Annotated in this window: 22 protein-coding genes; 14 read left to right on the top strand and 8 right to left on the bottom strand. The window is 72.9% G+C overall.

Translation table 11 applies throughout. The features are described 5' to 3' along the window. Positions 1-66 precede the first annotated feature (66 nt). Together ABZK10_RS09095 and ABZK10_RS09100 are read left to right on the top strand one after the other, a co-directional pair. Entirely contained in the window at positions 67-2,715 is a 2,649-nt protein-coding gene (locus tag ABZK10_RS09095) for an FG-GAP repeat domain-containing protein (protein ID WP_353808869.1), read from the top strand. Positions 2,716-2,924: 209 nt separating this feature from the next. Continuing rightward, complete coding sequence (locus ABZK10_RS09100) at positions 2,925-5,486, top strand: FG-GAP repeat domain-containing protein (protein WP_353808870.1); 2,562 nt, start codon at positions 2,925-2,927, stop codon at positions 5,484-5,486. Positions 5,487-5,532: 46 nt separating this feature from the next. Here the strand turns inward: ABZK10_RS09100 and ABZK10_RS09105 are convergent, their stop codons facing one another. Then, positions 5,533-6,549, bottom strand: coding sequence for a zinc-dependent alcohol dehydrogenase (locus ABZK10_RS09105; RefSeq protein ID WP_353808871.1), 1,017 nt, complete (start codon positions 6,547-6,549; stop codon positions 5,533-5,535). A 120-nt stretch (positions 6,550-6,669) separates the two neighbouring features. On the opposite strand from ABZK10_RS09105, the gene ABZK10_RS09110 reads away from it, so the two are divergent. From ABZK10_RS09110 to ABZK10_RS09125, 4 genes are all read left to right on the top strand, one after another. Further along, complete coding sequence (locus ABZK10_RS09110) at positions 6,670-7,671, top strand: LacI family DNA-binding transcriptional regulator (protein WP_353808872.1); 1,002 nt, start codon at positions 6,670-6,672, stop codon at positions 7,669-7,671. Between the two features lie 25 nt (positions 7,672-7,696). Next, on the top strand, positions 7,697-8,386 hold the full coding sequence (locus tag ABZK10_RS09115; protein WP_436408505.1) for an NUDIX hydrolase: 690 nt from the start codon (positions 7,697-7,699) through the stop codon (positions 8,384-8,386). Positions 8,387-8,467: 81 nt separating this feature from the next. Beyond that, positions 8,468-9,475, top strand: coding sequence for an NAD-dependent epimerase/dehydratase family protein (locus tag ABZK10_RS09120; protein ID WP_353808873.1), 1,008 nt, complete (start codon positions 8,468-8,470; stop codon positions 9,473-9,475). Positions 9,476-9,478: 3 nt separating this feature from the next. Then, positions 9,479-9,955, top strand: a complete 477-nt coding sequence (locus tag ABZK10_RS09125) for a GNAT family N-acetyltransferase (RefSeq protein ID WP_436408506.1) — start codon at positions 9,479-9,481, stop codon at positions 9,953-9,955. Here the strand turns inward: ABZK10_RS09125 and ABZK10_RS09130 are convergent. Both ABZK10_RS09130 and ABZK10_RS09135 read right to left on the bottom strand, forming a co-directional pair. Next, positions 9,921-10,319 carry a DoxX family protein gene (locus ABZK10_RS09130; RefSeq protein ID WP_353808874.1) on the bottom strand — a complete coding sequence of 133 codons (399 nt, stop codon included), beginning with the start codon at positions 10,317-10,319 and terminating at the stop codon, positions 9,921-9,923. The genes ABZK10_RS09125 and ABZK10_RS09130 overlap by 35 nt on opposite strands. 158 nt (positions 10,320-10,477) lie before the next feature. After that, complete coding sequence (locus ABZK10_RS09135) at positions 10,478-11,059, bottom strand: TetR/AcrR family transcriptional regulator (RefSeq protein ID WP_353808875.1); 582 nt, start codon at positions 11,057-11,059, stop codon at positions 10,478-10,480. Positions 11,060-11,189: 130 nt separating this feature from the next. Here ABZK10_RS09135 and ABZK10_RS09140 point away from each other — a divergent pair, with 130 nt between their 5' ends. Beyond that, the gene (locus ABZK10_RS09140) at positions 11,190-12,242 is read left to right on the top strand and encodes a 2,3-butanediol dehydrogenase (protein ID WP_353808877.1); all 1,053 of its coding nucleotides are present in this window, start codon (positions 11,190-11,192) and stop codon (positions 12,240-12,242) included. Positions 12,243-12,483: 241 nt separating this feature from the next. On the opposite strand, the gene ABZK10_RS09145 is transcribed toward ABZK10_RS09140, so the two are convergent. After that, positions 12,484-13,368: a LysR family transcriptional regulator gene (locus ABZK10_RS09145; protein WP_353808878.1), complete on the bottom strand. Its 885-nt coding sequence runs from the start codon at positions 13,366-13,368 to the stop codon at positions 12,484-12,486. A 100-nt stretch (positions 13,369-13,468) separates the two neighbouring features. Between ABZK10_RS09145 and ABZK10_RS09150 the strand changes: the two genes are divergently transcribed. The 4 genes from ABZK10_RS09150 (at position 13,469) to ABZK10_RS09165 (ending at position 16,522) form a co-directional block, all read left to right on the top strand. Next, positions 13,469-14,347 (top strand): aldo/keto reductase, encoded by an 879-nt coding sequence (locus ABZK10_RS09150; protein WP_353808879.1) that lies wholly within the window; start codon positions 13,469-13,471, stop codon positions 14,345-14,347. 138 nt (positions 14,348-14,485) lie between these two features. Beyond that, on the top strand, positions 14,486-15,418 hold the full coding sequence (locus ABZK10_RS09155) for an aldo/keto reductase (RefSeq protein ID WP_353808880.1): 933 nt from the start codon (positions 14,486-14,488) through the stop codon (positions 15,416-15,418). A gap of 143 nt (positions 15,419-15,561) precedes the next feature. Continuing rightward, a complete protein-coding gene (locus ABZK10_RS09160; protein WP_353808881.1) occupies positions 15,562-15,990 on the top strand; it encodes a DUF805 domain-containing protein in 429 nt (142 codons plus the stop codon). A gap of 181 nt (positions 15,991-16,171) precedes the next feature. Continuing rightward, the gene (locus ABZK10_RS09165; protein WP_353808882.1) at positions 16,172-16,522 is read left to right on the top strand and encodes a hypothetical protein; all 351 of its coding nucleotides are present in this window, start codon (positions 16,172-16,174) and stop codon (positions 16,520-16,522) included. Positions 16,523-16,794: 272 nt separating this feature from the next. On the opposite strand, the gene ABZK10_RS09170 is transcribed toward ABZK10_RS09165, so the two are convergent. Then, a complete protein-coding gene (locus ABZK10_RS09170) occupies positions 16,795-18,054 on the bottom strand; it encodes an endonuclease/exonuclease/phosphatase family protein (RefSeq protein ID WP_353808883.1) in 1,260 nt (419 codons plus the stop codon). Positions 18,055-18,527: 473 nt separating this feature from the next. Between ABZK10_RS09170 and ABZK10_RS09175 the strand changes: the two genes are divergently transcribed. Together ABZK10_RS09175 and ABZK10_RS09180 are read left to right on the top strand one after the other, a co-directional pair. After that, positions 18,528-19,292 (top strand): DUF4097 family beta strand repeat-containing protein, encoded by a 765-nt coding sequence (locus ABZK10_RS09175; protein ID WP_353808884.1) that lies wholly within the window; start codon positions 18,528-18,530, stop codon positions 19,290-19,292. A gap of 83 nt (positions 19,293-19,375) precedes the next feature. Then, positions 19,376-19,759 (top strand): helix-turn-helix domain-containing protein, encoded by a 384-nt coding sequence (locus ABZK10_RS09180; protein ID WP_353808885.1) that lies wholly within the window; start codon positions 19,376-19,378, stop codon positions 19,757-19,759. 58 nt (positions 19,760-19,817) lie between these two features. Here the strand turns inward: ABZK10_RS09180 and ABZK10_RS09185 are convergent, their stop codons facing one another. Then, entirely contained in the window at positions 19,818-20,426 is a 609-nt protein-coding gene (locus ABZK10_RS09185) for a ClpP family protease (RefSeq protein ID WP_353808886.1), read from the bottom strand. Further along, positions 20,423-21,046, bottom strand: a complete 624-nt coding sequence (locus tag ABZK10_RS09190; protein ID WP_353808887.1) for a ClpP family protease — start codon at positions 21,044-21,046, stop codon at positions 20,423-20,425. Before ABZK10_RS09190 ends, ABZK10_RS09185 begins: the two co-directional genes overlap by 4 nt. Before the next feature lie 148 nt (positions 21,047-21,194). Between ABZK10_RS09190 and ABZK10_RS09195 the strand changes: the two genes are divergently transcribed. Continuing rightward, positions 21,195-22,292 carry a zinc-binding dehydrogenase gene (locus ABZK10_RS09195; RefSeq protein ID WP_353808888.1) on the top strand — a complete coding sequence of 366 codons (1,098 nt, stop codon included), beginning with the start codon at positions 21,195-21,197 and terminating at the stop codon, positions 22,290-22,292. Positions 22,293-22,313: 21 nt separating this feature from the next. Here ABZK10_RS09195 and ABZK10_RS09200 read toward each other — a convergent pair whose 3' ends face one another. Further along, on the bottom strand, positions 22,314-23,219 hold the full coding sequence (locus tag ABZK10_RS09200; RefSeq protein WP_353808889.1) for a hypothetical protein: 906 nt from the start codon (positions 23,217-23,219) through the stop codon (positions 22,314-22,316). Between the last annotated feature and the right edge of the window lie 99 nt (positions 23,220-23,318).

The following is a 23,318-nucleotide window of genomic DNA, read 5'->3' on the forward strand; positions in this document are numbered from 1 at the left end:
AGTGTTCGGGTGGGCCACACTATGCCTCATCGCCGGCGCGGACGCCGGCGTACTCGGGGGGAACCGATGTACCGAACGACGGCTTCGGCCATCTTCATCGCCGGCCTGCTCGCGACCATCGCCGTCGCGCCGGCGCAGGCGGCGCCGGGCGGCAACGGCAACGGCAACGGCAATGCGGGCTCCGGTGGCAACGGCAACGCCGGCTCCGGTGGCAACGGCAACGGCAACGCGGGCTCCGGTGGCAACGGCAACGCCCTCGGCAAGGATCCGGCGCCGGCGGTCGCCGCGCCCGACACCGAGCCGGTGTTCGCGCTGCCGTCGTGGGGCGACGGGCTGTGGGGGTCGTCGGAGAACTACGAGACGATCCAGTCGGGCGACCTCGACGGCGATGGCGACGGCGAGCTCATCGGCCGCTCGGTGCGGGGCGTCGAGGCGTGGAACTTCGACCAGGCGGCCGGCCAGTGGACGCCGATCGTGACCTCGAACTCGCTCGACTGGTCGGATTCCGAGGGCTGGGATCAGAAGCAGTACTACGAGACGATCGGCACGGCCGATGTCGACGGCGACGGCGTCGACGAGATCTACACGCGCACGTATGCGGGAGTGCAGGCCGTGCGGCTGCTGCCGGCGGGCTCGCTCACGGATGCCTCGTGGCAGGACCTCCCCCTGCTCGACGAGTTCACGACCCCGCAGGGGTGGGACCTGCCGCAGTACTACACCACGATCCAGGCGGCCGACCTCGACGGCGACGGCGATGACGAGATCTTCGGACGTGGTGCCGGCGCGGTCGTGATCGCGGACTTCGCGGGCGGGAGCTGGCACATCAGCTCGCTGGGGCACTTCACCGACTCCGGCGGATGGGGCGCCGCCGAGTACTACTCCACCATCCAGGCGGCGGACCTCGACGGCGACGGTCGCGCCGAGATCCTCGGGCGCGGCCATGACGGCATGACCGTGTACGGGTTCGAAGGCGGGGCGTGGGTGCACCTGTCGTCGTCCGGACCGTTCACGAACGCCGACCACTGGGACGACGCGAAGTACTACCGCACGATCCAGACGGCCGACCTCGACGGCGACCGGCAGGCCGAGTTGATCGGACGTGACGCCGGCGGACTGCACGTGTACGCGTTCGGCGACCAGGACGGCGCGGCGGGCAGCGGCGCGTGGATCACGCTGCCGACGGCGTTCGACTTCAACGACAACTTCGGCTGGGGCGATGCGTCCAACTACCTCACTATCCAGGGTGCCGACGTCGACGGCGACGGCCGCGACGAGGTGATCGGGCGCACGAGCACCACCATGGCGGTCTACGGGCTCTCGCCGAGCAGCTACACCTGGTCGAACGAGCAGCAAGTCGCCGGCCCTGGGTTCACGAACGCCCTCGGCTGGAACCACGCACGGCACTACGACACGATCCAGGTGGTCGACGTGGACGGGGTGACCCTCAACGGTCAGCCGGGCTCGGCGAACGCGTCGCGTGCCGATCTGATCGGGCGCGGGCCGAACGGCATCCAGACCTACCGGTTCGACGCGAAGGCCGGCAGCTGGACATCGCCGACGGCGACGTTCCCGACCTGGACAGGCACCGCGCAGACGGTCTACGAGATCATCAGCCACGCGCTCGACGTGACCACCGACGACATCCGCACGGTCTACGACACCGACGCGGGGGCGCTCGGCGACTGGGCTACCGACGCCGCGAAGCTCGAACCGCCGGTCGGCATCCCGGTCTCGACGTGGCAGCAGGTGCAGGACCAGGTCGTGCAGGAGCTGAAATGGGCGAAGAACGTGGCCGAGGCCACCGCGAACCGCACGGACCTCATCACCGAGGTGACCGCGCTGAAGGGCAGTGACACGACTGCCTCGTACCTCGACTACGACACGTCGACGTCGAACGACTCACAGCTGGCCGCGAACCTGCTCGTGCTGCTAGCGGGTTTCGCCGATGCCGCATCCAACCTCGGTGCACCGGGACTGCAGGTCGCGCTCGGCTCGCTCGACGCCGCGGCCTCGTTCGGCGCCTCGGAGGGGCAGAACGCGTCGGCCTCGTTCGAGGGGACCTACCTGGAGCTCAAGAGCGCGATCGAGGGCTGGTGGGGCACCGCGGAGACCGCGAACGAAGCGGCGAAGGCGGCCGTCGTGGCCGACTACGGGCTGCTGAGCACCGTCGGTGAGCTCTACGGCAACGGCACCTGGCCGCAGTTCGGGAAGGGCGATCCCGGGTGGGCGGCCGCCGTGGACGCGAACGCGCGCGGCTACTCCATCTGGGTGTGGCAGACGGTCACGCCGTCCCTGCCGCAGCCGTGCGAGTTCCTGGCGATCTGCGCCGGGTGGATCGTGGGCGAGTGCACGGTTGACTACTGCCTCCACCACGAGGACGGCTACGACTACACGCTGCGGGTCTCGACCTGCCAGCTGCCGTCCAATTGCCCGAACTACGACAAGGACTCCTTCTCGCAGCACGTCACGGTCGGGCACAAGCTGATCGAGAACTCGTTGCTGAAGCAGCTCGTCGACCCAGTCTCCGACGGCTGCCTGTCGAGTTGGAGGCCGGAGGAGTGTCACTTCGGTGTCTCGTCGCTCGACGTGATCGTCGGGCTCGACGGGTGGCCCTACTCCTGCAGCGCGTGGAGCAATGCGGGCGACCACTTCCTCCCGGCGAAATTCTGCTCGAACCTCGAGACCGTGCGCGAGCGGTACGGCTCGCGCGAGTAGCGGGCCGGCGCGTCGGCGCGCACCGGCCGCACGAGGGCGGCGGGCCGTTCGACGAGGAGCTCGCGCTGCGGGCGGTGCGAAGCGTGCTCGGCGCCGCCGGTTGACGCACGCTCAGGGGCGAATCCGTCGGCAACACTTGTCGGCGATCGCGCTCGTGGGTCACACTATGGTGCAGCCGGGAACGGACCCCGGCGTCCAGAGGGGGACCCATGCACCGCGCCACGCTCCTGTCGACCGTCGTCATCGGCGGGATGCTCGCCGCGTGGACGGCGCTGCCCGCACAGGCGGCGTCCGGCGGCAATGGCGGCGGGAACGCCCTCGGTGCGACCGCTGCCCCCACGGTCGCGGCGCCCGACACGGAGCCCGCGTTCGCGCTGCCCTCGTGGGGCGACGGCCAGTGGGGCTCATCGGAGGACTACGAGACGATCCAGTCGGCCGACCTCGACGGCGACGGCGACGCCGAGCTGATCGGTCGGTCGGGCATCGGCCTCGAGGCGTGGGACTTCGACGTGACCGCCGGCCAGTGGACGCCGCTCGTCGCAGCGGGCGGGCTCGGGCTCACCGACGAGGCGGGCTGGGACCAGAAGCAGTACTACGAGACCATCGGCACCGCCGACTTCGACGGCGACGGCGCGGACGAGGTCTACACGCGCAACTGGGCGGGCATCCGGGCGGCGCGCCTCGACACCTCGTCGACCCCGGCGACCTGGGACGAGCTGCCGGACCTCGCCGAGTACACGACGACGCAGGGCTGGGACGCGCCGGAGTACTACGAGACGCTCCAGGCGGCCGACCTCGACGGCGACGGCCACGACGAGCTCTTCGGCCGCGCCGCATCGGGCATCGTGATCGCCGACTACGTCCGCGGCGGCTGGGCGATGAGCTCGTTCGCCTGGTTCTCCAACGCACAGGGGTGGGACCATCCGCAGTACTACGAGACGATCCAGGCGGCCGACCTCGACGGCGACGGCCGAGCCGAGATCGTCGGCCGCGGAACCCAGGGCCTCGAGGTCTGGGGCCTCGAGGACGGCGACTGGGTCGCCGAGGCGTCGTCGGGCCCGTTCCCGGACTCCGAGTACTGGAACCGGGAGGAGTTCTACTCGACCATCCAGACCGCCGACCTCGACGGCGACGGCGACGTCGAGGCGATCGGCCGCGGCACCAGCGGACTGCACGCCTTCGAGTTCGCCGACGCGACCGGCAAGAAGAACGGCGGCACGTGGACCGAGCTGCCGGAGCTGACCGCGATGAGCAACGGCAACGGATGGGCCGGAGCGCCGCGCCGCGCGACGATCCAGGCCGCGGACATCGACGGCGACGGGCGCGACGAGGTCATCGGGCGCGACAACCTGACCATGGTCGCGTGGGGCTTCACCGCATCGAGCAAGACCTGGGCCAACGAGCAGCTGGTCGACGGTCCGGGCTTCACCGACGCCCTCGGCTGGGACGCGGCGCCGTACTACGAGACGATCCAGGTCGTCGACGTCGACGGGTACACCGCGAGCGGCCAACCGGGCTCCTCCAACGCCTCCCGGGCCGAGCTCATCGGACGTGGTCCGAACGGCATCCAGACCTACCGCTTCGACGCGAAGGCCGGCAGCTGGACCTCGCCGTCGGCCGCGTTCCCGACCTTCACGGGCCAGGCGCTCACGGCGTACCAGGCGATCAGCGAGGCGCTCGACGTGACGACCGAGGACATCCGCAGCAGGTACGACAGCGGCGCGTCGACGCTGGGCGCATGGGCGACCGCGGTGGACGGCATCGCGCGGCCGGCAGGGGTCTCGAGCACCACGTGGCAGCAGGTGCAGGCGCAGGTCGCGCAGGAGCTCGCCTGGGCCCACGAGGTGGCGACCGCCTCGGCGAACCTCTCCGAGCTCATCGGCGTGGTCACCGAGCTGAAGGGCGACGACACCACCGCACAGCACCTCGACTACGAGACGTCCGAGTCGAACACGGCCTCGATCGCGGGCAACCTGCTCGTGATGCTCGCCGGCTTCGTCGACGCCGCCTCGAACCTCTCCGAGCCCGGCGTGATGGTCGCACTCGGCGCACTCGACTCGGCAGCCTCGTTCGCTGCGTCGGACGGGCAGAACGGCACCGCGTCGTTCGAGGGCACCTACCTCGAGCTCGAGGGCGCCATCGAGGGCTGGTGGGGCACCGCCGAGACCGCGAACGAGCAGGCGACGGCGCAGATCGTGGCCGACTACGGCCTGCTCAGCACCGTCGGCACGCTGTACGCCGACGGCACCTGGACGCAGTTCGGCCCGGGCGACCCCGGATGGGCCGCCGCCGCGAACGCCTCGGCGCGGGCGTACTCGACCTGGGTGTGGCAGACCATCACGCCCACGCTGCCGCAGCCGTGCAAGGACCTGCAGGACTGCGCGGGATGGGCCGTGGCCACGTGCGCCATCGACCACTGCATGTACCAGGACGACGGCTACGAGTACAGCCTGCGCAGCGTCGTCTGCACCGTGCCGTGGAACTGCCCGCCGTACTCCGGCGACGGCTTCGCGCAGCGGGTGCTGGTCGGCGACAGCGTCTCGAACGCGCTGATGAAGCAGCTCACCGAACCGGTGTCGGAGTCCTGCCTGGCCGGCTGGGATCCGACGACCTGCAACTTCGGCGTCTCGGGCCTCGAGATCGCCGCCGGCCTCGACGGCTGGCAGTACCGCTGCAGCTTCTACCACCCGGCGACGAGCACGTTCTTCCCGGAGGAGTTCTGCACGGCCCTCGAGGACGAGCGCGCCCTGTACGGCACCCGCGACGGCTGACGGGCGCCCTGGCGGGGCGCGGTCGCGGCCACGAGCCGGCACCGGCTCAGTCGAAGGTGACGACGACCTTCTCGGCGGCACCCGGCGTGCGCGCGAGCTGCAGTGCGTCGAGCGCGCGGTCGAACGGCAGGGTGTCACTGACGATGAGCGCGTACTTCTCCCAGTTCGCGACGATGTCGTCGGTCACCTCGAAGATCTCCGTCGGGTAGCCCATCGACCAGACGAGGTTCAGCTCGGTGGTGAGGATGCTGCCGAAGTCGAGCTCGACCGGCTGCTTGTGCACCGCCACGACGCCGAGGGTCGCACCGTGCTTGGCGAGGCCCGCGGCCGTGGCGGGCACGGACGGCGCGCCCGCCGCGTCGAGGTAGATGTCGGTGCCCGAGCGGATGCCCCGCACGAAGCCGCCCGCGCCGTCGCCGTGCAGCTCGACGAGCCGTGCCGCGAGGTCCTCCTCGGCGGAGTTCACGACGGCGTCGGCGCCGACCGCAAGCGCCTTCTCGAGGCGCGACGGCACGATGTCGACGACGACGATGTGCGCGGCGCCCTTCGAGCGGTAGCCCAGCACGGCGCCGAGGCCGATAGGGCCGGCACCGAAGACGACGACCGTGTCGCCCGGCTTCGGCTGCGTGCGGTTCACCGCGTGGAGCGCGACGGCCATGGGTTCGTTCAGGGCAGCCACGTGCCAGGGCACCTCCGGGGGGACGACCCTCAGCTGCCGGCCCGGCTGGAAGTCCCTCACCACGACGAGCTCGGTGAGCGCGCCCTGCGCGCCGCCCGAGCCGAGCAGGCCGTCGGCGAACGCCATGGTGTCGATGACGACATGGTCGCCTACGGCGACGCCGATGACGTCGGCGCCGACCTCGGCGACCTCCGCCGCGGGCTCGTGGCCGAGCGGGGTCGCCCCCTGACGGGGCGGGATGCCGCCGATGTCGGTGTACATCGCGTCGGAGCCGCAGATGCCGCAGGCACGGATGCGCAGCAGTACGTCGGACGGGCCGACCTCGGGCTGCGGAACGTCGACCCAGGCGGCGGTGCCGGGCGCGGTGACGTGGACGGACTTCATGGTGGCTCCTTCGCGTTCGGGGCCCGGCTCGCGCCCGTCGACGGATCCTCGACGGGCCTGCCGACCCACACGCGGCACGCTACGCGCTAAATCGAATTAGTAACAGCTAGGATCGGCGCCATGCCGCGCACACCCGCCGTACGCACGACCATGAAGGACGTGGCGCGGGCCAGCGGCGTCTCGCCGGCCACCGTCAGCTTCGTGCTCAACGAGACGCCCGGCCAGACCATCCCCGTGGAGACCCGCGAGCGCGTGCGGTTCCACGCCGAGCGCCTCGGCTACGTGCCGCACCGCATCGCCCGCGCGCTCCGCGAGGGCCACTCGCGCACGGTCCTGTTGAGCACCGGGTCCGTGCCCGGCGGGCATGGACTGGAGAGCTTCATCGAGGGCCTCGACCACCAGCTCGCGCGGCTCGGGCACACCCTGCTCGTCGTCCACGGGCGTCCGAGGTCGGCGGTGCCGGCGGACGTGCTGGAGGTCGTCGCGCCGCGCGCCGTGCTGGACCTCGCCGCGGCGTACCCGGTCGCACCGCCCGGGGGCGACGGCGCACGGGCGGGCGCGGACGGGCCCGGTGACCGCCCCGGCGCGGCGGCACCCGCCTGGGAGGGCGGCTGGTCCAGCGGGCTCGCCGCGCACGGCGAGACCCAGCTGCGCCACCTCGTCGCGCAGGGCCACCGGCGCATCGCCTTCGCGGTCGGCGACGACCCGACGTCGGCGATGTTCGCCGACCTGCGGCGAGCACAGCTCGAGGCATCCGCCCGCCACCTCCGCGTGGCCGCGCCCGTGCCGCTCACGCTCCCGTCGGCCGCGGGCGGACCGGCGGCGGCGGTGGGGCGGCTCGCGGAGGAGTACCCGGATGTGACGGCCGTCGCCGCGCTCGACGACGACACAGCGCTGCGCCTGCTCGCCGGCATGGCCGATCGGGGCCTCCGGGCGCCCGACGACCTCGCCGTCATCGGCTTCAACGAGGGGCTGCACGGCGCGCTCTGGCGACCGGCGCTCACCACCGTGCGCATCGATGCCGAGGCGTACGGCCGACGGGTCGCCCATCAACTCCTCGACCTCGAGCCGCCCGCGTGGTCGGCTCCGCCGTCGCGGGTGGTCGTGCGCGACACCGCCTGAGCGATATCCGGGGCAGGATGGGGAGGTGCCCCAGACCAGCGACGCCCGCGCCGAGCTCGCGGCGCTGTGCGCCCGGGGGCTCGCCTGGCATCCGATGATGACCCCGGCGGCGACCGATGACGCGCCGCCGCGCCCGGCCGCCGTGCTGGTGCTGTTCGGGGTGCTCGACGCCGCCGAGGCCCGTACGCCCGGCGCCTCGCAGGTCGCGGCCGACCTCGACGTGCTGCTGCTGCGGCGCGCGGCGACGCTGGGCAGCCACGCCGGGCAGGTCGCGTTCCCGGGCGGGCGGTTCGAGGCATCCGACAGCGGGGCCATCGACTGCGCGGTGCGCGAGGCGGTCGAGGAGACCGGGCTCGACCCGGCCGGCGTCGAGCCGCTCGGCACGCTGCCGTCGATCTCGATGCCGGTCAGCAACCACGTGGTCACGCCGGTGCCGGCGTGGTGGACCCGCCCGTCGGAGGTCGTCGCCGTCGACCACGCCGAGTCGGTCGACGTGTTCCGCGTGCCGGTGGCCGACCTGCTGCATCCGTCGAACCGGGGGAGCACCGAGCACTCGGTCGGCGGGCGGAGCTGGCGCGCGCCCGCGTTCACCGTCGGCGGCAACGTCGTCTGGGGCTTCACCGCGTTCGTGCTCGCGTCGATGTTCGACGAGCTCGGCTGGTCGGAGCCGTGGGACGCCGGGCGCATCGTGGAGCGCGACGACCTCGACCGCTGACCGGCGAGGGCGGCGCGCCCGACGGCGCTCCGGGGGTTCTCCCGATTGCCCACCGATCGAGCCGGCTGGAAGGCTTGCGGCGTGGACCACCAGAACCCAGGGCATCCCCAGCAGACCAGGCTCGTCATCGGCGCAGGCCCCATCGGGGCCGGCCTCGCCGCGCACCTCGCCGAGGCGGGTGACCGCGTGCGGCTGCTCAGCCGGTCGGGCCGCGGCCCGGAGCATCCGTCGATCGAGAGGGTCGCGGTCGATGCGACGGATGCCGCTGCGCTCACGTCCGCCGCGGCCGGCACGGCGACGATCTTCAACTGCGCCAACCCCGGTTCGTACGAGCACTGGGAGCGGGAGTGGCCGCCGCTCGCCCAGGCGATCCTGGCCGCCGCCGAGGCATCGGGCGCGGTGCTCGTGACGTTCGGCAACCTGTACGGCTACGGCGCTCCCGACGGGCCGATGACGCGGGCGACCCCGCTGCGGCCGAACGACCACAAGGGTGCGCTGCGGGCGCGCATGTGGGCGGACGCGCTCGCCGCCCACGAGGCGGGGCGGGTGCGGGCGACCGAGGTGCGCGCCACCGACTACCTCGGGCCGACCGAGCCGACCACGAACGGCATGCTGCCGCGCTATGCGAACGACACCCTGCGCGGGCGCCCGGCCAGCGTGTTCACCGACGTCGACCAGCCGCACTCGTGGGCGTACGACGGCGACATCGTGCGCACCCTCGCGGCGGTCGCCGACGACGCGCGCGCGTGGGGCTCGGCTTGGATCGTGCCGACGAACCCGCCCATGACGATGCGGGAGCTGCTGCGCGAGCTCGGCTCGGTCGTCGGTACGGGCGAGCCGCGGCTGCGGCGCGTGCCCCGGTGGCAGCTCGCCGCGCTCGGGGCCGTCGTGCCGGTCGTGCGGGAACTGCGCGGCGTCGCCTACCAGTTCGATGCCCCGTTCGTGTCCGACGGGTCGGAGACGACCGATCGCTTCGGCATCGCGCCGACGCCGTGGGAGGACGTGCTGCCCCCGACTGCGCGCGCGTGGCACGAGCGCGCTCGCCGACTGATCGTGGTCGGCGCGGAGTATCCGACGCCGCAGAATTGAGGGGTGACCATCTCGATCACCGAAGGCGACCTCGCCGACCCGCGCGTGCTGCGCCTGCTCGACGACCACCTCGCCGACATGCACGCGACGTCGCCGCCCGAGAGCGTGCACGCCCTCGACGTGGCCGGCCTGCGGGCGCCGGGCATGACCTTCTGGGCGCTCGCCGACGGCGACGCGATGCTCGGCTGCGTCGCGCTGAAGGAGCTCGACCCCGCACACGGCGAGCTCAAGTCGATGCGCACCGATGCCGCGGCGCGCGGCAGGGGACTGGGGCGGATGCTGCTGGAGCACGTCATCGCCGAGGCCGAGCGCCGCGGCTACTCGCGCCTCAGCCTCGAGACCGGCGTGGAGGACTTCTTCGCGCCGGCGCGCACCCTCTATGCCCGCTTCGGGTTCGTCGAGTGCGGCCCGTTCGACGCCTACAGGCCCGACCCGAACAGCGTGTTCATGACGCGGGAACTCGTTCGGCCCGCTGCCTGAGCGCCAGGAAGCCCACGGTCGCGGTGGCCGCCGCCAGCAGGAGCAGTGGCGCGTTGAGCACGAGCACCTCGGGTTCCATGCGCACCAGGTGCAGTGCGGCCGCCGCCAGCTGCACGAGGGCGAGCAGCGCGGCCGAGAGCGGGCCGAGCAGCACGGCGACGCCCGTGAGCATCGGCAGGATCAAGCCGATGGCGCCGGCGAGCTCGAGCATGCCGATCGTGATGAGCAGCGCGTCGGGCAGCACCTCGGCGGCCGCGACGCCGGCCGCCACCAGGTCGGCCTTCGACATGGCGAGCTGGCTCACGCCGGCGAGCACGTAGACGAGGGCGAGCGGGGTGGCGAGGATCCAGTAGGCGATGAGCATCGGCGGCCCCAAGCGGCGTCGGTGGTGCGTGGAGGTGGTGCGATCGGCACCATTGGAGCATCCGGGTGCTGAGGCGTGCTCGGGTTCTCCACAGGCGGGCATCCGTCGAGAACGCACCGGCGGGCGGGAGCGCGTCCGCGGCCCGACGTGGCGGGTGCTCAGGCGCCGCGCCACCACCACTGCGCGGAGACCGCGAGCACGCCGCGCGCGATGTCGTCGGCGTCGCCGGTCGCCCCGCCGAGCAGCCAGTGCTCGATCGCGCCGACGGTGCCGGCGGCGCCGTAGGCGGCATACAGGGCGTAGAGCGCGTCGCCGGCGAGCTCGCCGTCGGGCACGGGCGCGACCTCTGGGTGCTCCGCGAGGTAGGCGCGCAGCGGCACCTCGACGTGTTCGAGCAGCATCAGCCGCACCTCGGCGGCGAGGCGGGGCGCCAGGGCGTGCAGGTACACCGCCCGATGCCGGGCGACGTGTGCGAGCAGCGCGCGCTCGGCGATCTCGAAGCGCTCGCGGTCGGTGCCGCGCGCGGCCGCGAACTCGGCCACGGAGACGTCGAGCTCCGCTCCGAGCGCCTGGGCCAGCAGGTCGCCGACGCCGGTGGCGTGGCGGTAGAACGTGTCGCGGCTGATGCCGGCGGCACGCGCGGCGTCGGTGACGGAGACGTCGGCGAGGGGCATCCGCTCGACCAGCTCGAGCACGGCCGAGCGCAATGCCTGCCGTGTGCGTGCCTGCCTGGGGTCCATCGCGTCCATCCTGCCGGGTCGGCGTGCGCGCCCGTGCACTCGAACTATAGGACAAATGTCAGATAGTGACGTACGATAGCTGCTCGGTGTGCCCAGCGCGGCGCACATCGACACGAAAGGACACCCCCACATGCGAGCAGCCGTCTTCCACGCCCAGGAGGATCTCCGGATCGAGGACGTCGCCGAGCCCACGCCCGGACCCGGGCAGGTGAAGCTCCAGAACGCCTACGCCGGCATCTGCGGCTCCGACCTGCACGTCTACTACGCCCCCGAGGCCGCCGGCCTCGACCTGGACAACCCGCACCCCGTCACCGGTGCGACGCTCCCGCAGATCCTCGGCCATGAGTTCTCCGGCACCGTCGTCGAGCTCGGCGAGGGCGTCGAGGGCGTCAGTGTCGGCGACCGCGTCGCCGTCTGGCCCATCTACTCCTGCGGCACCTGCGCCGCCTGCCGCAAGGGCGCCGTGAACGCGTGCCGCACCATCGGCTTCCACGGCCTCATGTCCGACGGCGGCGGCATGGCCGAGTACACCACCGTCGACGCCTCGAAGCTGCACGTGCTGCCCGAGAATGTCGACCTGAAGCTCGGCGCGCTCGTCGAGCCGATGGCCGTCGCCTGGCACGCCGTCGCGCGCTCCGGCGTGAAGGCCGGCGAGACCGCCCTCATCGCGGGCGCCGGCCCGATCGGCATCGGCGTCTGGTTCGCGCTGAAGGCGCAGGGCATCGAGCGCGTGCTCGTCTCCGAGCCGAGCCCCGAGCGTCGTGCGGCGATCGCCGCCCTCGGCGCCAGTGTCGTCGACCCGGTGAACGAGGACCTCGGCGCGGCGGTCGACGCACTGACCGGCGGCGACGGCGTGGCCGCGGGCTTCGACGCCGCGGGCGTCGGCGTGGCCGTCTCGTCGGTGCTCGCGAACCTCGGTCCGCTCGGCCGCATGGTCATCGTGGCCCTGCACGAGCGCACGATGGACTTCTTCCCGACCCAGCTGGTCATGGGCGAGACCGAGGTCGTCGGCGCGCTCGGCTACACCCAGGCCGACTTCGACGCCGTGATCGCCGCGATGGCCGAGGGGCACTACGACACCACTGGCTGGGTCGGCGAGACCGGCCTCGACGGCGTGCTCGGCGCGATCGGCGACCTGCGCCAGGGCCGCGGCATGAAGGTGCTGGTCTCCAGCGCCGTGTAGCCGCGCTGCGTCCGCTCGACGGGCCGCTCCCACCTCGGGGGTGGCCCGTTCGTCGTCGGCGCGCCCCGTTCGTCGTCGGCGCGCGCCGACGCACGGCTGGTGCGCGAATCGTGGCTGTGCGAGACGGTCGCCACACTTCACGCACCAGCGGCGTGATGACGTCGTGCTGCCGGTGCGCGAACCGCGGTGAACCGAGGGCCACGCCACGGATTGCGCACCAGCACGGCGGTGGTCGGGCGGGTCAGGCGGTCAGGGCGAGGTCGGCGTCGAGGAGCTCGAGCACGAGGGCGGCGGATGCGGCGGAGGCGTCGCCCGTGATCGCGGAGACGACCCACTGGGGAGCCGGCGCGGCGAGCGGCCGCACGGCGAGCCCCGCGGCCTGCGGCTTCGATGCGACGTGCTGCGGCACGAGCGCGATGCCGAGCCCGCGTTGCACGAGGTCGATGAGCGTGTGCACGTCGTTGACCGCGCAGCGCACGTGGCGCACCACCCCGGATGCGGCCGCGGCGTCGTCGCTCACCGAGCGCACCGCCCACGACTGCTGGAAGTCGACGAAGTCCTCACCGCGCAGGTCGTTCCACTCGACCACGTCGCGCGAGGCGAGCGGATGCTGCGGGGGAGCGAGCAGCACCATCGGGCGCCGTCCGAGCTCGTGGTGCACCACGCGCGAGCCGAGGTCGTCGCCCGCGACGAACGCGAGGTCGACACCGCCGGACGCCACTGCCGCGACGAGGTCGCGCGACCCCGCCTGCGTGAACTCGATGTCGACGAGGGGGTAGCGACGGCGCACCCGTTCGAGCAGCGCGTTCACGTCGACGAACCCGAGGCACTGCTCGGCGCCGATGCGCAGGCTCCCCGAGAGCTCGTGCGTCGCGCGGAGCACCGCGTCGCGTGCGGCCGCGGCCTGCGAGAGCATGCTCCGCGCGTGGGGGAGCAGGGCGAGCCCCGCCTCGGTCGGCTCGACGCGCCGGGTGGTGCGGTGGAAGAGCGGGGTGCCGAGCTCGTCCTCGAGCCCGCGGATCGCCGCCGAGAGGCCCGACTGGGAGACCCCGCACGCCGCTGCCGCACGCGTGAACTGCTGCTCGTCGGCGAGTGCCACGAGGTACTCCATCTGCCGGAGATCCATCTATCCGCATTCCTTCTGAATCGCATGAGGAGTAGTTGTTGGACTTCTAGCCTGCCGCGTCCTAGCGTGAGAGCGCAACCGTCTACGAGAGGACGCACACGTGCAGCACCGCACCATCGGCACCCGTTCCGTCAGCGCCGTCGGACTCGGCGCCATGCCCATGTCGATCGAGGGTCGCCCCGACGAGGCGCGCGCGATCGCCACCATCCACGCCGCGCTCGACGCCGGGGTCACGCTCATCGACACCGCCGACGCCTACCACCTCCACGCCGACGAGGTCGGCCACAACGAGGAGCTCATCGCCCGCGCGCTCGCGAGCTACGGCAGCGACACCTCCGGCGTGCTCGTCGCGACCAAGGGCGGCCACCTGCGCCCGGGCGACGGCAGCTGGACCCAGGACGGACGCCCGGAGTACCTGAAGGAGGCCGCGAAGGCATCCGCCCGTCGACTCGGCGTCGACGCCATCGGCCTGTACCAGTTCCACCGGCCCGACCCGACCGTGCCCTACGCCGATTCGGTCGGCGCCGTGCGCGAGCTGCTCGACGAGGGCGTCATCGAGCTGGCCGGCATCTCGAACGCGAGCGTCGCCCAGATCGACGAGGCGAACGAGATCCTCGGCGGCCGGCTCGTGTCGGTGCAGAACCAGTTCTCCCCGCGGTTCCGGTCGAGCCTCGTCGAGCTGGAGCACTGCGCCGCGCTCGGCATCGCATTCCTGCCGTGGTCGCCGCTCGGCGGCATCCAGCGCGCCGCTGCGGTCGGCACGCACCACGACGCCTTCCAGCGGGTCGCCGACGCGCACGGCGTCAGCCCGCAGCGCGTCGCCCTCGCCTGGGAGCTCGCGCTCGCACCCGTCGTGATCCCGATCCCCGGCGCCTCCCGGCCCGAGAGCATCGTCGACTCGGTCGGTGCGGCCGAGCTGCAGCTCACGGCCGACGAGGTCGGCCTGCTCTCGGCGGAGGCCGAGGCGGCCGCGGCCTGACCGGAAGACGCCACGCGCGGGCGTCGCCCGACCGCGGCGACCGGGCCCGCACGGGGCATCCGTCACCATCACCCGCTGCGACCCGCCCGCGGCATCCGTCACCCCCATCACACCCACACCATCGCGAAGGAGCGACCCATGAAGACCATCCCGTTCGCCGGCGGGGCACTCGACGTGCCCAACATCGTGCTCGGCATGATGCGCATCGACGACATGTCCGACGAGGCCGTGCGCGAGCTCGTCCGCACCGGCCGCGACGCCGGCACGAACTTCATCGACCACGCCGACGTCTACGGCAACGACCTCCACGGCTGCGAGCGCCGGTTCGCCGAGGCGATGCAGCTCACGCCGTCGCAGCGCGACGAGCTCACGATCCAGACCAAGGCCGGCATCGTGCGCGAGGGGCCGTACTTCGACTTCTCCTACGAGCACATCATGGAGTCGGTCGAGGGCTCCCTGCAGGCACTCGGCACCGACCGCATCGACGTGCTGCTGCTGCACCGGCCCGACGCGCTCGTCGAGCCCGACGAGGTCGCCCGCGCGTTCGACGAGCTCGAGGCCGCCGGCAAGGTGCTGCGCTTCGGCGTCTCGAACCACACGCCCGCCCAGATCGAGCTGCTGAAGCGATCGGTGCGGCAGCCGCTCGTCGCGAACCAGCTGCAGCTGTCGGTCACCCACGCGCCACTCGTCATGCAGGGGCTCGCGGCGAACATGCAGGGGCTCGACCAGTCAATCAGCCGCGACGTCGGGCTGCTCGACTACTGCCGCCTCCACGACATCACGGTGCAGGCGTGGTCGCCGTTCCAGGCCGGGTTCTTCACCGGCGTCTTCCTCGGCTCGCCCGACTACCCCGAGCTGAACGCGGTGATCGACCGCCTGGCCGCGCAGTACGACGTGCCGCCCATCGCGATCGCCACCGCGTGGATCACCCGGCACCCGGCCGACATGCAGGTGGTGCTCGGCACCACGACGCCCGAGCGCGTCGCCGGCGCGGCACAGGGCTCCGACCTGCCGCTGACCCGCGCCGAGTGGTACGAGCTCATCCGCGCGGCCGGGTACGTCGCGCCCTGAGCGATGCGGGCGGGCGGATGCCCCGGGGCGACGTGCCGCCCGGGGCATCCGGTTCCACCGCCCGCGAAGCGGGGGTTCGCCCCCGTTCCAGCGGGCATCGGCGGTCATAGGCTGGTTTCGTACCGACCCGAGGAGACGCGCAGATGACGTTCGGACAGTCCATCCAGACGGTGTTCCGCAAGTACGCCGAGTTCGAGGGGCGCGCGAGCCGCTCCGAGTTCTGGTGGTGGGTGGTGTTCTACGTGCTCGTGCTCTCGGCCACGGGGCTGTTCGGCGTCATCCGCTTCGACTACGGCGGCAGCGCCGGCAGCATCCTCTCGGGCCTCTGGACCATCGGCGCGCTGCTGCCCTCGCTCGCCGTCACGGTGCGCCGCCTGCGCGACGCCGACTACCCGTGGGGCCACGTGTTCTGGTACCTGCTGCCGATCGCGGGACTCATCGTGCTCGCCGCGCTCTGCGCGCAGCCCGCGAAGACGGATGCCCCCGGGGTCGCGCCCGCACCCGGCGCCGAGCCGCCGGCCCCGCCGGCGCCGCCCGCGCCCCCGACCCCGACGCCTCCCGCGCAGCCGTAGCAGTGGGTCGCTTTTCAGGAACCGACCCGGCCTCGCGCTCGAAGTCTGCGCGAAAGTGGCCCGATGCGGCGTGGAAGCGGCGCGCGGGGGGCGTCCGCGCACGGATGCGTCGCGCAGCGCGCGACCGCTCCTGAAAAGCGATCCCCGCCGAGGGCGTGCGACGTGTCGTAGCATCCGATGCATGACCGAGGACTGGATCGAGCACCGCAGGGGCGACGGCGAACTCGTCGGCTGGATGCTGCCCGAGGACGACGGGTTCGTCGTCATCGACCTGCTCGGCCGGCGCGTGACCGACGTGGTCGACTGGGGCACGGCGGAGGAGACGCTCGACGAGGCCGGGCTCAGGTACCTGGCCGAGCCCTACCTGCTCGACCGGCCGGGCGACGAGCCGCTGCGCGTGCGCATCGTCGAGGCGAGCCGCGACCGCATCCTGGTCACCGAGGACTTCGGCGGCGCGATCGGCGGGCCTGTGCCCGAGCGCATCGCGCTGCCGTTTCCGGCGCCCGAGGTGCTGCGCCTGCGCGTGCGCTGACGTCGCCGCCCGGTCCGTCGCAGCCCTTCGGTCGCACCCTGCCCGTCGCGCCCCGTCGCAATTCAGGAGTGCCCGCGTGGCGGTGGAGCGGATGCGCGTCGGGCGTGCCCGAATCGGTCGGAACCGACCGTCGGCGGGGTCGGCACGCAACGATTCGTACCGGCCCCGCCCGACCTTCCTGAATTGCGACAGCCTCGCCGCGACAGCCTCGCTGCGGCAGCCTCGCTGCGGCAGCCTCGCTGCGGCAGCCGCGCTGCGGCAGCCTCGCCGCGTCAGCCGCGCACGGTCAGGTCCACCCAGACCAGCCGGTGGTCGCTGCTCGGGAACGGGAAGGTTCCCGTGAGCGCCGACAGCGGGTCGCTCGAGACCGGCCAGAACACGCCGGCGTCGTCGACGACGAGCTTCCGCGAGGGCAGCACGTAGTCGGCGCGCAGGTTGCCCGGGGCCGGGTTGTCGTTGAAGTCGGCCGTGTCGGTCGCCGGGTCGCCGGTGTGGGCGAGGTTGGCGCCGCCCTGCAGCAGCGCGGCCTCGACCGCGCCCTCGGACGTCGGCATCGGGTCCACGATGCGCGGGTTGCCGAGCAGCTGGTCGATGGCGTCGTCGGTCGAGTCGCCGTCGAAGGGGTCGGCGTTCTGGTCGCCCAGGATCACGAACGGCTCGCTCGGGTTCAGGCCTCCGGTCGTGCCGGCGTCGTCGTAGACGTAGGCGTTCGCGCCGGGCGTCACGTAGTCGGCCCAGAACCGGATCTCGTCGTGGTTGCGGCGCCCGTTGCGGTCCTCGGGGCCGTCGAAGGTCGGGGGCGTCGGATGCGACGCGAGCACGTGCACCGTCTCGTTGCCGATCTCGATCGGCACGTCCCAGTGCGACTTGCTCGACAGGCGCACCACGTCGAGCTCCTCCGGGGTGAACCAGTCGGCCGGGGCATCCGTCGCCGGGTCGTCGGGCAGCAGCGCGCCCGGCATGTCGGCCCAGAGGAAGTGCTGGAAGGTGCGGATGTCGTCGGTCGCGATCGGGTACTTCGAGAGCACGGCCATGCCGTACTGGCCGGGGAAGAAGCCGAAGCCGAATGCGTCGTCGCCACCGCCGACGAACCCGTCGTTGTTCAGGTCGAACCCGCTCGGGATGCCCGTGTTCGACGGGGCGACGAACGCGTACGGGTACTCGACCGGTGCGGCGCCGTTCTGGCCGACCTCGAGGTAGTCGCTGCGGAACAGGTCGATCGCCACGTCGCCGTCGACGTAGTCGAACTCGTTCAGCAGCAGGACGTCGGGGTTCGCGCGCTGGATGATCTCGGCGATCACCGCGGCCTGCGCGTCGCCCGCCTCGAGCCCGGCGACGAGGTCGCCCTGGTTGAACCGGTTGAGCGACGCGTTGAACGTCGCGATGCGCAGCGACTCGGCGTGCGGGCCGCCGCGGCCGTGGTCGCCGGCGGCGTCGGGCGCCGCGGTCGCGGCGGGTGCGATCGCCACGGCGCCGGCGACGGCGAGGCCGATCGCAGCGGCGACGGTGGACTTCCGGTGGTGGACGGACATGCGCTCTCCTTCGTCGGGGTGCGTGCGGTGTCGCCGCTCGTGGCGGCCGTGTCCCCAAAGCTATGCCGTTCCGATGGCGAGCGGAAGAACGGCCGGTGTCCGTCGTGGGGTGCTCGCTCTTCAGGAACCATCCGGGACGTGCGGTGGAAAGTTGCGCGAGATGGCGCGGACTCGGGCGGTTCCGTCGCATCCGTGTCCCGAACGCAGGAAACGGGCTCGGAGCCGCGGGTGGTTCCTGAAAAGCGAGGCCGTCACCCCGGGCTCGGAGCCGCGGGTGGTTCCTGAAAAGCGAGGCTGTCGCCCCGGGCGCGGGGCCGCCCAGGGACGAGCGCGCCGCTCCGGGGCCGCGTGGGGTGACCGTCCGCGAAGTGGGGGGCCAGCCCCCGGGACCCCCGCGCCACCGCTGGCTACCGTCGAAGGCGGGGGCCGAAGGGCCCGCACCGAGACGAGGGAACGAGGGCAACATGGACGCCATGGCACGCAGGGGGAACACGCGAGCGAAGCGGATGCTGCTGGGGGGCGCCGTCGCCGCACTGGCCGTGTTCGGACTCGCCGGCTGCGGCGTCGTGGCTGAGTTCGTCGGGCCGCCGCAGTCGTTCACCGACGACACGACGATCACCGAGGCGGTGACGGCGATCGACATCGACCACCCGGCCGGGAGCATCACGGTGCAGTCCGTCAGGGGTGCGACCGACATCTCGCTCGAGCGCACCGTGCGCTACCGGGGCGTCGACCGCGACATCGGCGAGACGCACGAGGTCGACGGCAGCACGCTCGTGCTCCACGGCTGCGGGCGCAACTGCAGCGTCGACTACGTGCTCCAGGTTCCCGAGGGGCTCGACGTCGAGGGCGAGACGTCGAACGGGGCGATCGCGCTCTCCGGCGTCGCCGACGCGCAGGTGTCGACCTCGAATGGGCGCATCGACCTCGAGGGCGTGACGGGCACGGTCGACGTGGACACCTCGAACGGTCGCATCGTCGGCAGCGACCTCACCGGCGACGGCATCGTGGCGAGCACGTCGAACGGCGCGATCGAGCTCGAGCTCGGCACCGCCCAGGACGTCACCGCGACCACCTCCAACGGCCCGATCGAGCTGCGTGTGCCCGACGGGCCGTACCGCGTCGAGACCGACACCTCGAACGGCCGGGTGGACGTCGACATCGCCACCGACCCGAACGGCGAGTTCACGCTCGACCTGCAGACGTCCAACGGGTCGATCCAGGTCACCGGCTCCTGAGCCGGGCGCAGCCGCGGCCCCCGGCGTTCTGCTGTGAGCGGATCGCCCTCCCGCCCGTCGCGCCCGATGGCTAGCGTCGACCCATGGGCGACGTGGTGGACTTCGGGACGGGACGACGGATGCCGGCGGGCGCGCCTCCGCCGCTGTGGCGCGACGTGGTGGGCGAGTTCCTGCGGCACGAGCGGCTCGCGCAGGAGCGCATCCTCACCGAGGTGGCCCGCCGCGCGGGCGTCTCGCCGCAGTACCTGTCCGAGGTCGAGCGCGGGCGCAAGGAGCCGTCCTCCGAGGTGCTGGAGGCCGTCGCGGGTGCGCTCGGACTCGACCTGGCGGGCGTGGTGCACGCGGTGGGCGAACGGCTGGCCGGCGAGCGGCGCACGGTCGACCTCACCGCGGTGACGGATGCCCCTGGCGGAACCGGCTTGGCACCCGCATCCGCCCCCGCCCAGCCCGTGCTGCTCGCCGCCTGAGGCGTGCCGGGGGAGCCGGTGGACGGTGGGCGGCGGGCCGCCGGGGGCATCCGTTCACTCACGCAGGCAAGGCCGCCCGCGGTCGCGCCGCGACCACGTGGTCGGCGATGCCGTAGTCGACGGCCTGCCGTGCGGTGAGGATCAGGTCGCGATCCGTGTCCTCGCGGATCGTGCCGACCACCCGCCCGGTGTGCGCCGCGAGCACCTCCTCGAGGTCGGCGCGCACCCGCAGCACCTCGTCGGCGTGGATGATGAGGTCGGGAATGGTGCCGCGCCCCTGGGTCGACGGCTGGTGCAGCACCACGCGGGCGTGCTCGAGGATCGCCCGCTGCCCGGATGTGCCGCCGGCGAGCAGCACCGCAGCCGGACCCGCCGCCTGGCCGACGCACGTGGTCGCCACGTCGGGGCGGATGTGCCGCATGGTGTCGTAGATCGCCAGGGCCGCCTGCGGCGAGCCGCCGGGGGAGTTGACGTACAGCTGCACGGGCCGGTCGGCGCCGTCGGCCTCGAGGTGCAGCAGCTGGGCGATCACGGCGTTGGCGACGCCGTCGTCGATCTCGGTGCCGAGGTAGACGATGCGCTCGGAGAGCAGGCGGCTGTACACGTCGACCGTGCGCTCGGCGTTGCCGCGGCGCTCGACGACGTAGGGGATCGTGTAGGTGCTCATGCGCGCATCCCCACGAGCTCGCGCTGCGTGGCTGCGGGGTGCAGCTCGGCCGCATCCGTCACGATGCGGTCGACGAAGCCGTAGGCGCGCGCCTCGTCGGCGGTGAACCAGCGGTCGCGGCGCGAGTCGTGCGCGATGCGCTCGAGCGGCTGCCCGGTGTGCCGGGCGATGAGCCCGAGCACGGTGTCGCGCGTGTACCGCAGGTCGTCGGCCTGCAGCTCGATGTCCATGGCGGTGCCGCCGATGCCGGCCGAGCCCTGGTGCATGAGGATGCGTGCGTGCGCGAGCGCGGCCCGCTTGCCGGGCGTGCCCGCGGAGAGGAGGAACTGGCCGGCGCTCGCCGCGATGCCCATCGCGATGGTCGCCACGTCGTTCGGGATCGCGCGGATCACGTCGTGGATCGCGAGCATCGCGGGCACGGAGCCGCCGGGGGAGTTGATCCAGAAGGTGATGTCGCGTCTCGGGTCGTCGGCCGACAGCGCGAGCAGCTGCGCGCAGAGGCGGTTGCCGCCCTGCTGGTCGAGCGCGTCGCCGAGCACGATGACGCGTTCGTGGAAGAGGCGCGAGGTGAGTTCGGCGTCGAGCGGATGCGGTGCGGCGGGTGCGGTGTCGTCGGTCATGTCGACAGCGTGCCCCGGTCGGGGGCCGGGGGCGAGCGGATGCTGCCGCGGGCGGATCCGCTCACGGCTGCAGGGGCGGCAGGAGTCCTGACCGGGTGTGAATCGCCATTCACTTCCATTCGGCTCGCACACCCGCTACGCTGCCCGCATGCCCATCACCCGTGCCGCACTGATCCACGAGATCGGTGGCGGGTTCGTGCCGGCCGAGCTCGAGGTGGACGAGCCGATCGGGCGCGAGGTGCTGGTCGACGTGGCGGCCGCGGGGCTCTGCCACACCGACCTCACGATGGCGCATGCCGATGTCGGCATACCGCTGCCCGCGGTGTTCGGGCACGAGGTCGCCGGGGTCGTCACCGCCGTGGGGCCGGACGCCCGCGGCGTGGCGGTCGGCGACCACGTCGTCGGCTGCCTGGTGCAGCACTGCGGCACCTGCGATCGCTGCCGCTCGGGGCGCGCGACGCTGTGCCGCACCCCGGGGGCGACGCTGCGCGGGCCCGACGAGCGGCCGCGACTGTCGCGCGACGGGTCGCCCGTGCACCAGATGGTCGGCATCGGCGGCTTCGCCGAGCGCGTGCTCGTCGACGAACGGCAGCTCGTGGTGGTGTCCCGCGAGCTGCCGTTCGCGCAGGCGGCGCTGCTCGGCTGCGGCGTGCTCACCGGCGTCGGCGCGGTGCGGAACGCCGCGGGTGTGCGCCCCGGCGACGCCGTCGCCGTCATCGGCGCGGGCACGGTCGGGTTGAGCGCGATCGCGGCTGCCGCGGCGGCAGGGGCGGAGCGGATCATCGCGGTCGACCTCGCGCTGGAGAAGCTCGACGCCGCGCGCGCGTTCGGTGCGACCCACGTGGTCGACTCCTCGGCGACCGACGCGGTGGCCGCGGTGCGCGCCGCGACCGGCGGCGGGGCCGACGCGGTCTTCGACGTGGTCGGCGTCGCGTCGACCGCCGAGCAGGGACTCGCCATGACCGCGCCGGGCGGCGGCCTGTACCTCGTCGGCGTCATGGACCCGACCGCCCGCATCTCACCGCGGCTGTTCGGCCTCATCACGGCGCAGCGCCGCATCCAGGGCGTGTACATGGGCGCGGCCGACCCGCGGCGCGACATCCCCGAGATCGCGCGGATGGCGCGCTCGGGCGCCCTCGACCTGGGCGCGCTCGTGAGCGCCGAGGTGGGCCTCGACGCCATCGACGAGGGGTACCGAATGCTGCGCGACCCGTCGGTCGTGCGCGTCGTCGTCGGGTTCGGCTGAGGCACGACGGGCGCGGCCCGCTCAGGCGTTCGCCGGCGTGCCCTCCGGCAGGAATCGCGCCGGCACCTCGAAGTACCGCGGATCGCACTGGTGCGCGCGGAAGAACGTCAGGATGAACCCCATCCGCTCGTCGAAGTCCTCCCAGATCGGGGCGTCCGAGTGCGTCGTGTCGTCGCCGGGCGACTGGTGGAACCGCAGGAACAGCAGCACGAGCTCGGGGAACGTGAGCGCGCCGAGCGTGACCGGGAACGTCGCGCCCGCGAGGTACGGCGGCGGCTGCACGTCGTCGGTCACGTCGATCGGGCCATCGGGCGTCTCGAGGTGCACGAACCGGGTGGTGACCAGCCCGAACAGGCCGCCGAGCGGCATCGCCTCGTCGATGAACCGGTCGACGAGCTCCTGCTCGTGCGCGCCGAGCAGCGCGTTGCCGAGCAGCACGCGCTCGGCGATGTCGTGCTCGATCTCCGCTCGGCGCTCGTCTGCGACGCCGTGCGCGTCGGCCTCGCGAGCCAGCATCGCCGCGCGCTGGTAGCAGCGCACCGCCGCCGCGAGTTGCGGGCGCCCGTCGAACACCGGGTCGACGAGCGCGCGGCCCATCGCCTCGGGGGTGGGGTCGCCGGTGCGCTCGACCTCGATCAGCCAGCGCAGCACCGGCGGCGCGACGTCGCGGATGATCGCGAGGTTCCCGGCCGCGACCCCCTCCGAGCCGAGGCCGAACGAGCCGCCCTCGCCGCGGATCACCGCGCCGGCGGTGCCGCTCGCCCAGGCACCGAACGCGAACCAGTTCAGGTTCGTGCGGCCGATGACGTCCGCCAGGGCGATGGCGATCTCGCGGTAGCAGAGCGTGATCAGGCGATTGCGCACCACCGGGTCGGTCGTCGCGACGGCGTGCTCGAGCACGGCGGTCGCGGTCTGCGTCGACGTCATGCGCACCCCCGGGGCTCGTCGGGTCCGGCCTCGCGCCGATGCTAGCGCGGACGGCGGGCCGGAGGCATCCGTGCCCGCCCTGCCCTCGGCCGGCGCGAC

This window comes from Agromyces sp. SYSU T00194 (assembly GCF_040496035.1).
In the GTDB taxonomy this organism is placed as follows: Bacteria; Actinomycetota; Actinomycetes; order Actinomycetales; family Microbacteriaceae; genus Agromyces; species Agromyces chitinivorans.

Excerpts from the sequence above, each read along its gene's own strand:
- ABZK10_RS09095 (WP_353808869.1), top strand. The coding sequence starts at position 67 with ATGTACCGAACGACGGCTTCGGCCATCTTCATCGCCGGCCTGCTCGCG.
- ABZK10_RS09100 (WP_353808870.1), top strand. The coding sequence starts at position 2,925 with ATGCACCGCGCCACGCTCCTGTCGACCGTCGTCATCGGCGGGATGCTC.
- ABZK10_RS09105 (WP_353808871.1), bottom strand. The coding sequence starts at position 6,549 with ATGAAGTCCGTCCACGTCACCGCGCCCGGCACCGCCGCCTGGGTCGAC.
- ABZK10_RS09110 (WP_353808872.1), top strand. The coding sequence starts at position 6,670 with ATGCCGCGCACACCCGCCGTACGCACGACCATGAAGGACGTGGCGCGG.
- ABZK10_RS09130 (WP_353808874.1), bottom strand. The coding sequence starts at position 10,319 with ATGCTCATCGCCTACTGGATCCTCGCCACCCCGCTCGCCCTCGTCTAC.
- ABZK10_RS09135 (WP_353808875.1), bottom strand. The coding sequence starts at position 11,059 with ATGGACCCCAGGCAGGCACGCACACGGCAGGCATTGCGCTCGGCCGTG.
- ABZK10_RS09140 (WP_353808877.1), top strand. The coding sequence starts at position 11,190 with ATGCGAGCAGCCGTCTTCCACGCCCAGGAGGATCTCCGGATCGAGGAC.
- ABZK10_RS09145 (WP_353808878.1), bottom strand. The coding sequence starts at position 13,368 with ATGGATCTCCGGCAGATGGAGTACCTCGTGGCACTCGCCGACGAGCAG.
- ABZK10_RS09155 (WP_353808880.1), top strand. The coding sequence starts at position 14,486 with ATGAAGACCATCCCGTTCGCCGGCGGGGCACTCGACGTGCCCAACATC.
- ABZK10_RS09160 (WP_353808881.1), top strand. The coding sequence starts at position 15,562 with ATGACGTTCGGACAGTCCATCCAGACGGTGTTCCGCAAGTACGCCGAG.
- ABZK10_RS09165 (WP_353808882.1), top strand. The coding sequence starts at position 16,172 with ATGACCGAGGACTGGATCGAGCACCGCAGGGGCGACGGCGAACTCGTC.
- ABZK10_RS09170 (WP_353808883.1), bottom strand. The coding sequence starts at position 18,054 with ATGTCCGTCCACCACCGGAAGTCCACCGTCGCCGCTGCGATCGGCCTC.
- ABZK10_RS09175 (WP_353808884.1), top strand. The coding sequence starts at position 18,528 with ATGGCACGCAGGGGGAACACGCGAGCGAAGCGGATGCTGCTGGGGGGC.
- ABZK10_RS09180 (WP_353808885.1), top strand. The coding sequence starts at position 19,376 with ATGGGCGACGTGGTGGACTTCGGGACGGGACGACGGATGCCGGCGGGC.
- ABZK10_RS09185 (WP_353808886.1), bottom strand. The coding sequence starts at position 20,426 with ATGAGCACCTACACGATCCCCTACGTCGTCGAGCGCCGCGGCAACGCC.
- ABZK10_RS09190 (WP_353808887.1), bottom strand. The coding sequence starts at position 21,046 with ATGACCGACGACACCGCACCCGCCGCACCGCATCCGCTCGACGCCGAA.
- ABZK10_RS09195 (WP_353808888.1), top strand. The coding sequence starts at position 21,195 with ATGCCCATCACCCGTGCCGCACTGATCCACGAGATCGGTGGCGGGTTC.
- ABZK10_RS09200 (WP_353808889.1), bottom strand. The coding sequence starts at position 23,219 with ATGACGTCGACGCAGACCGCGACCGCCGTGCTCGAGCACGCCGTCGCG.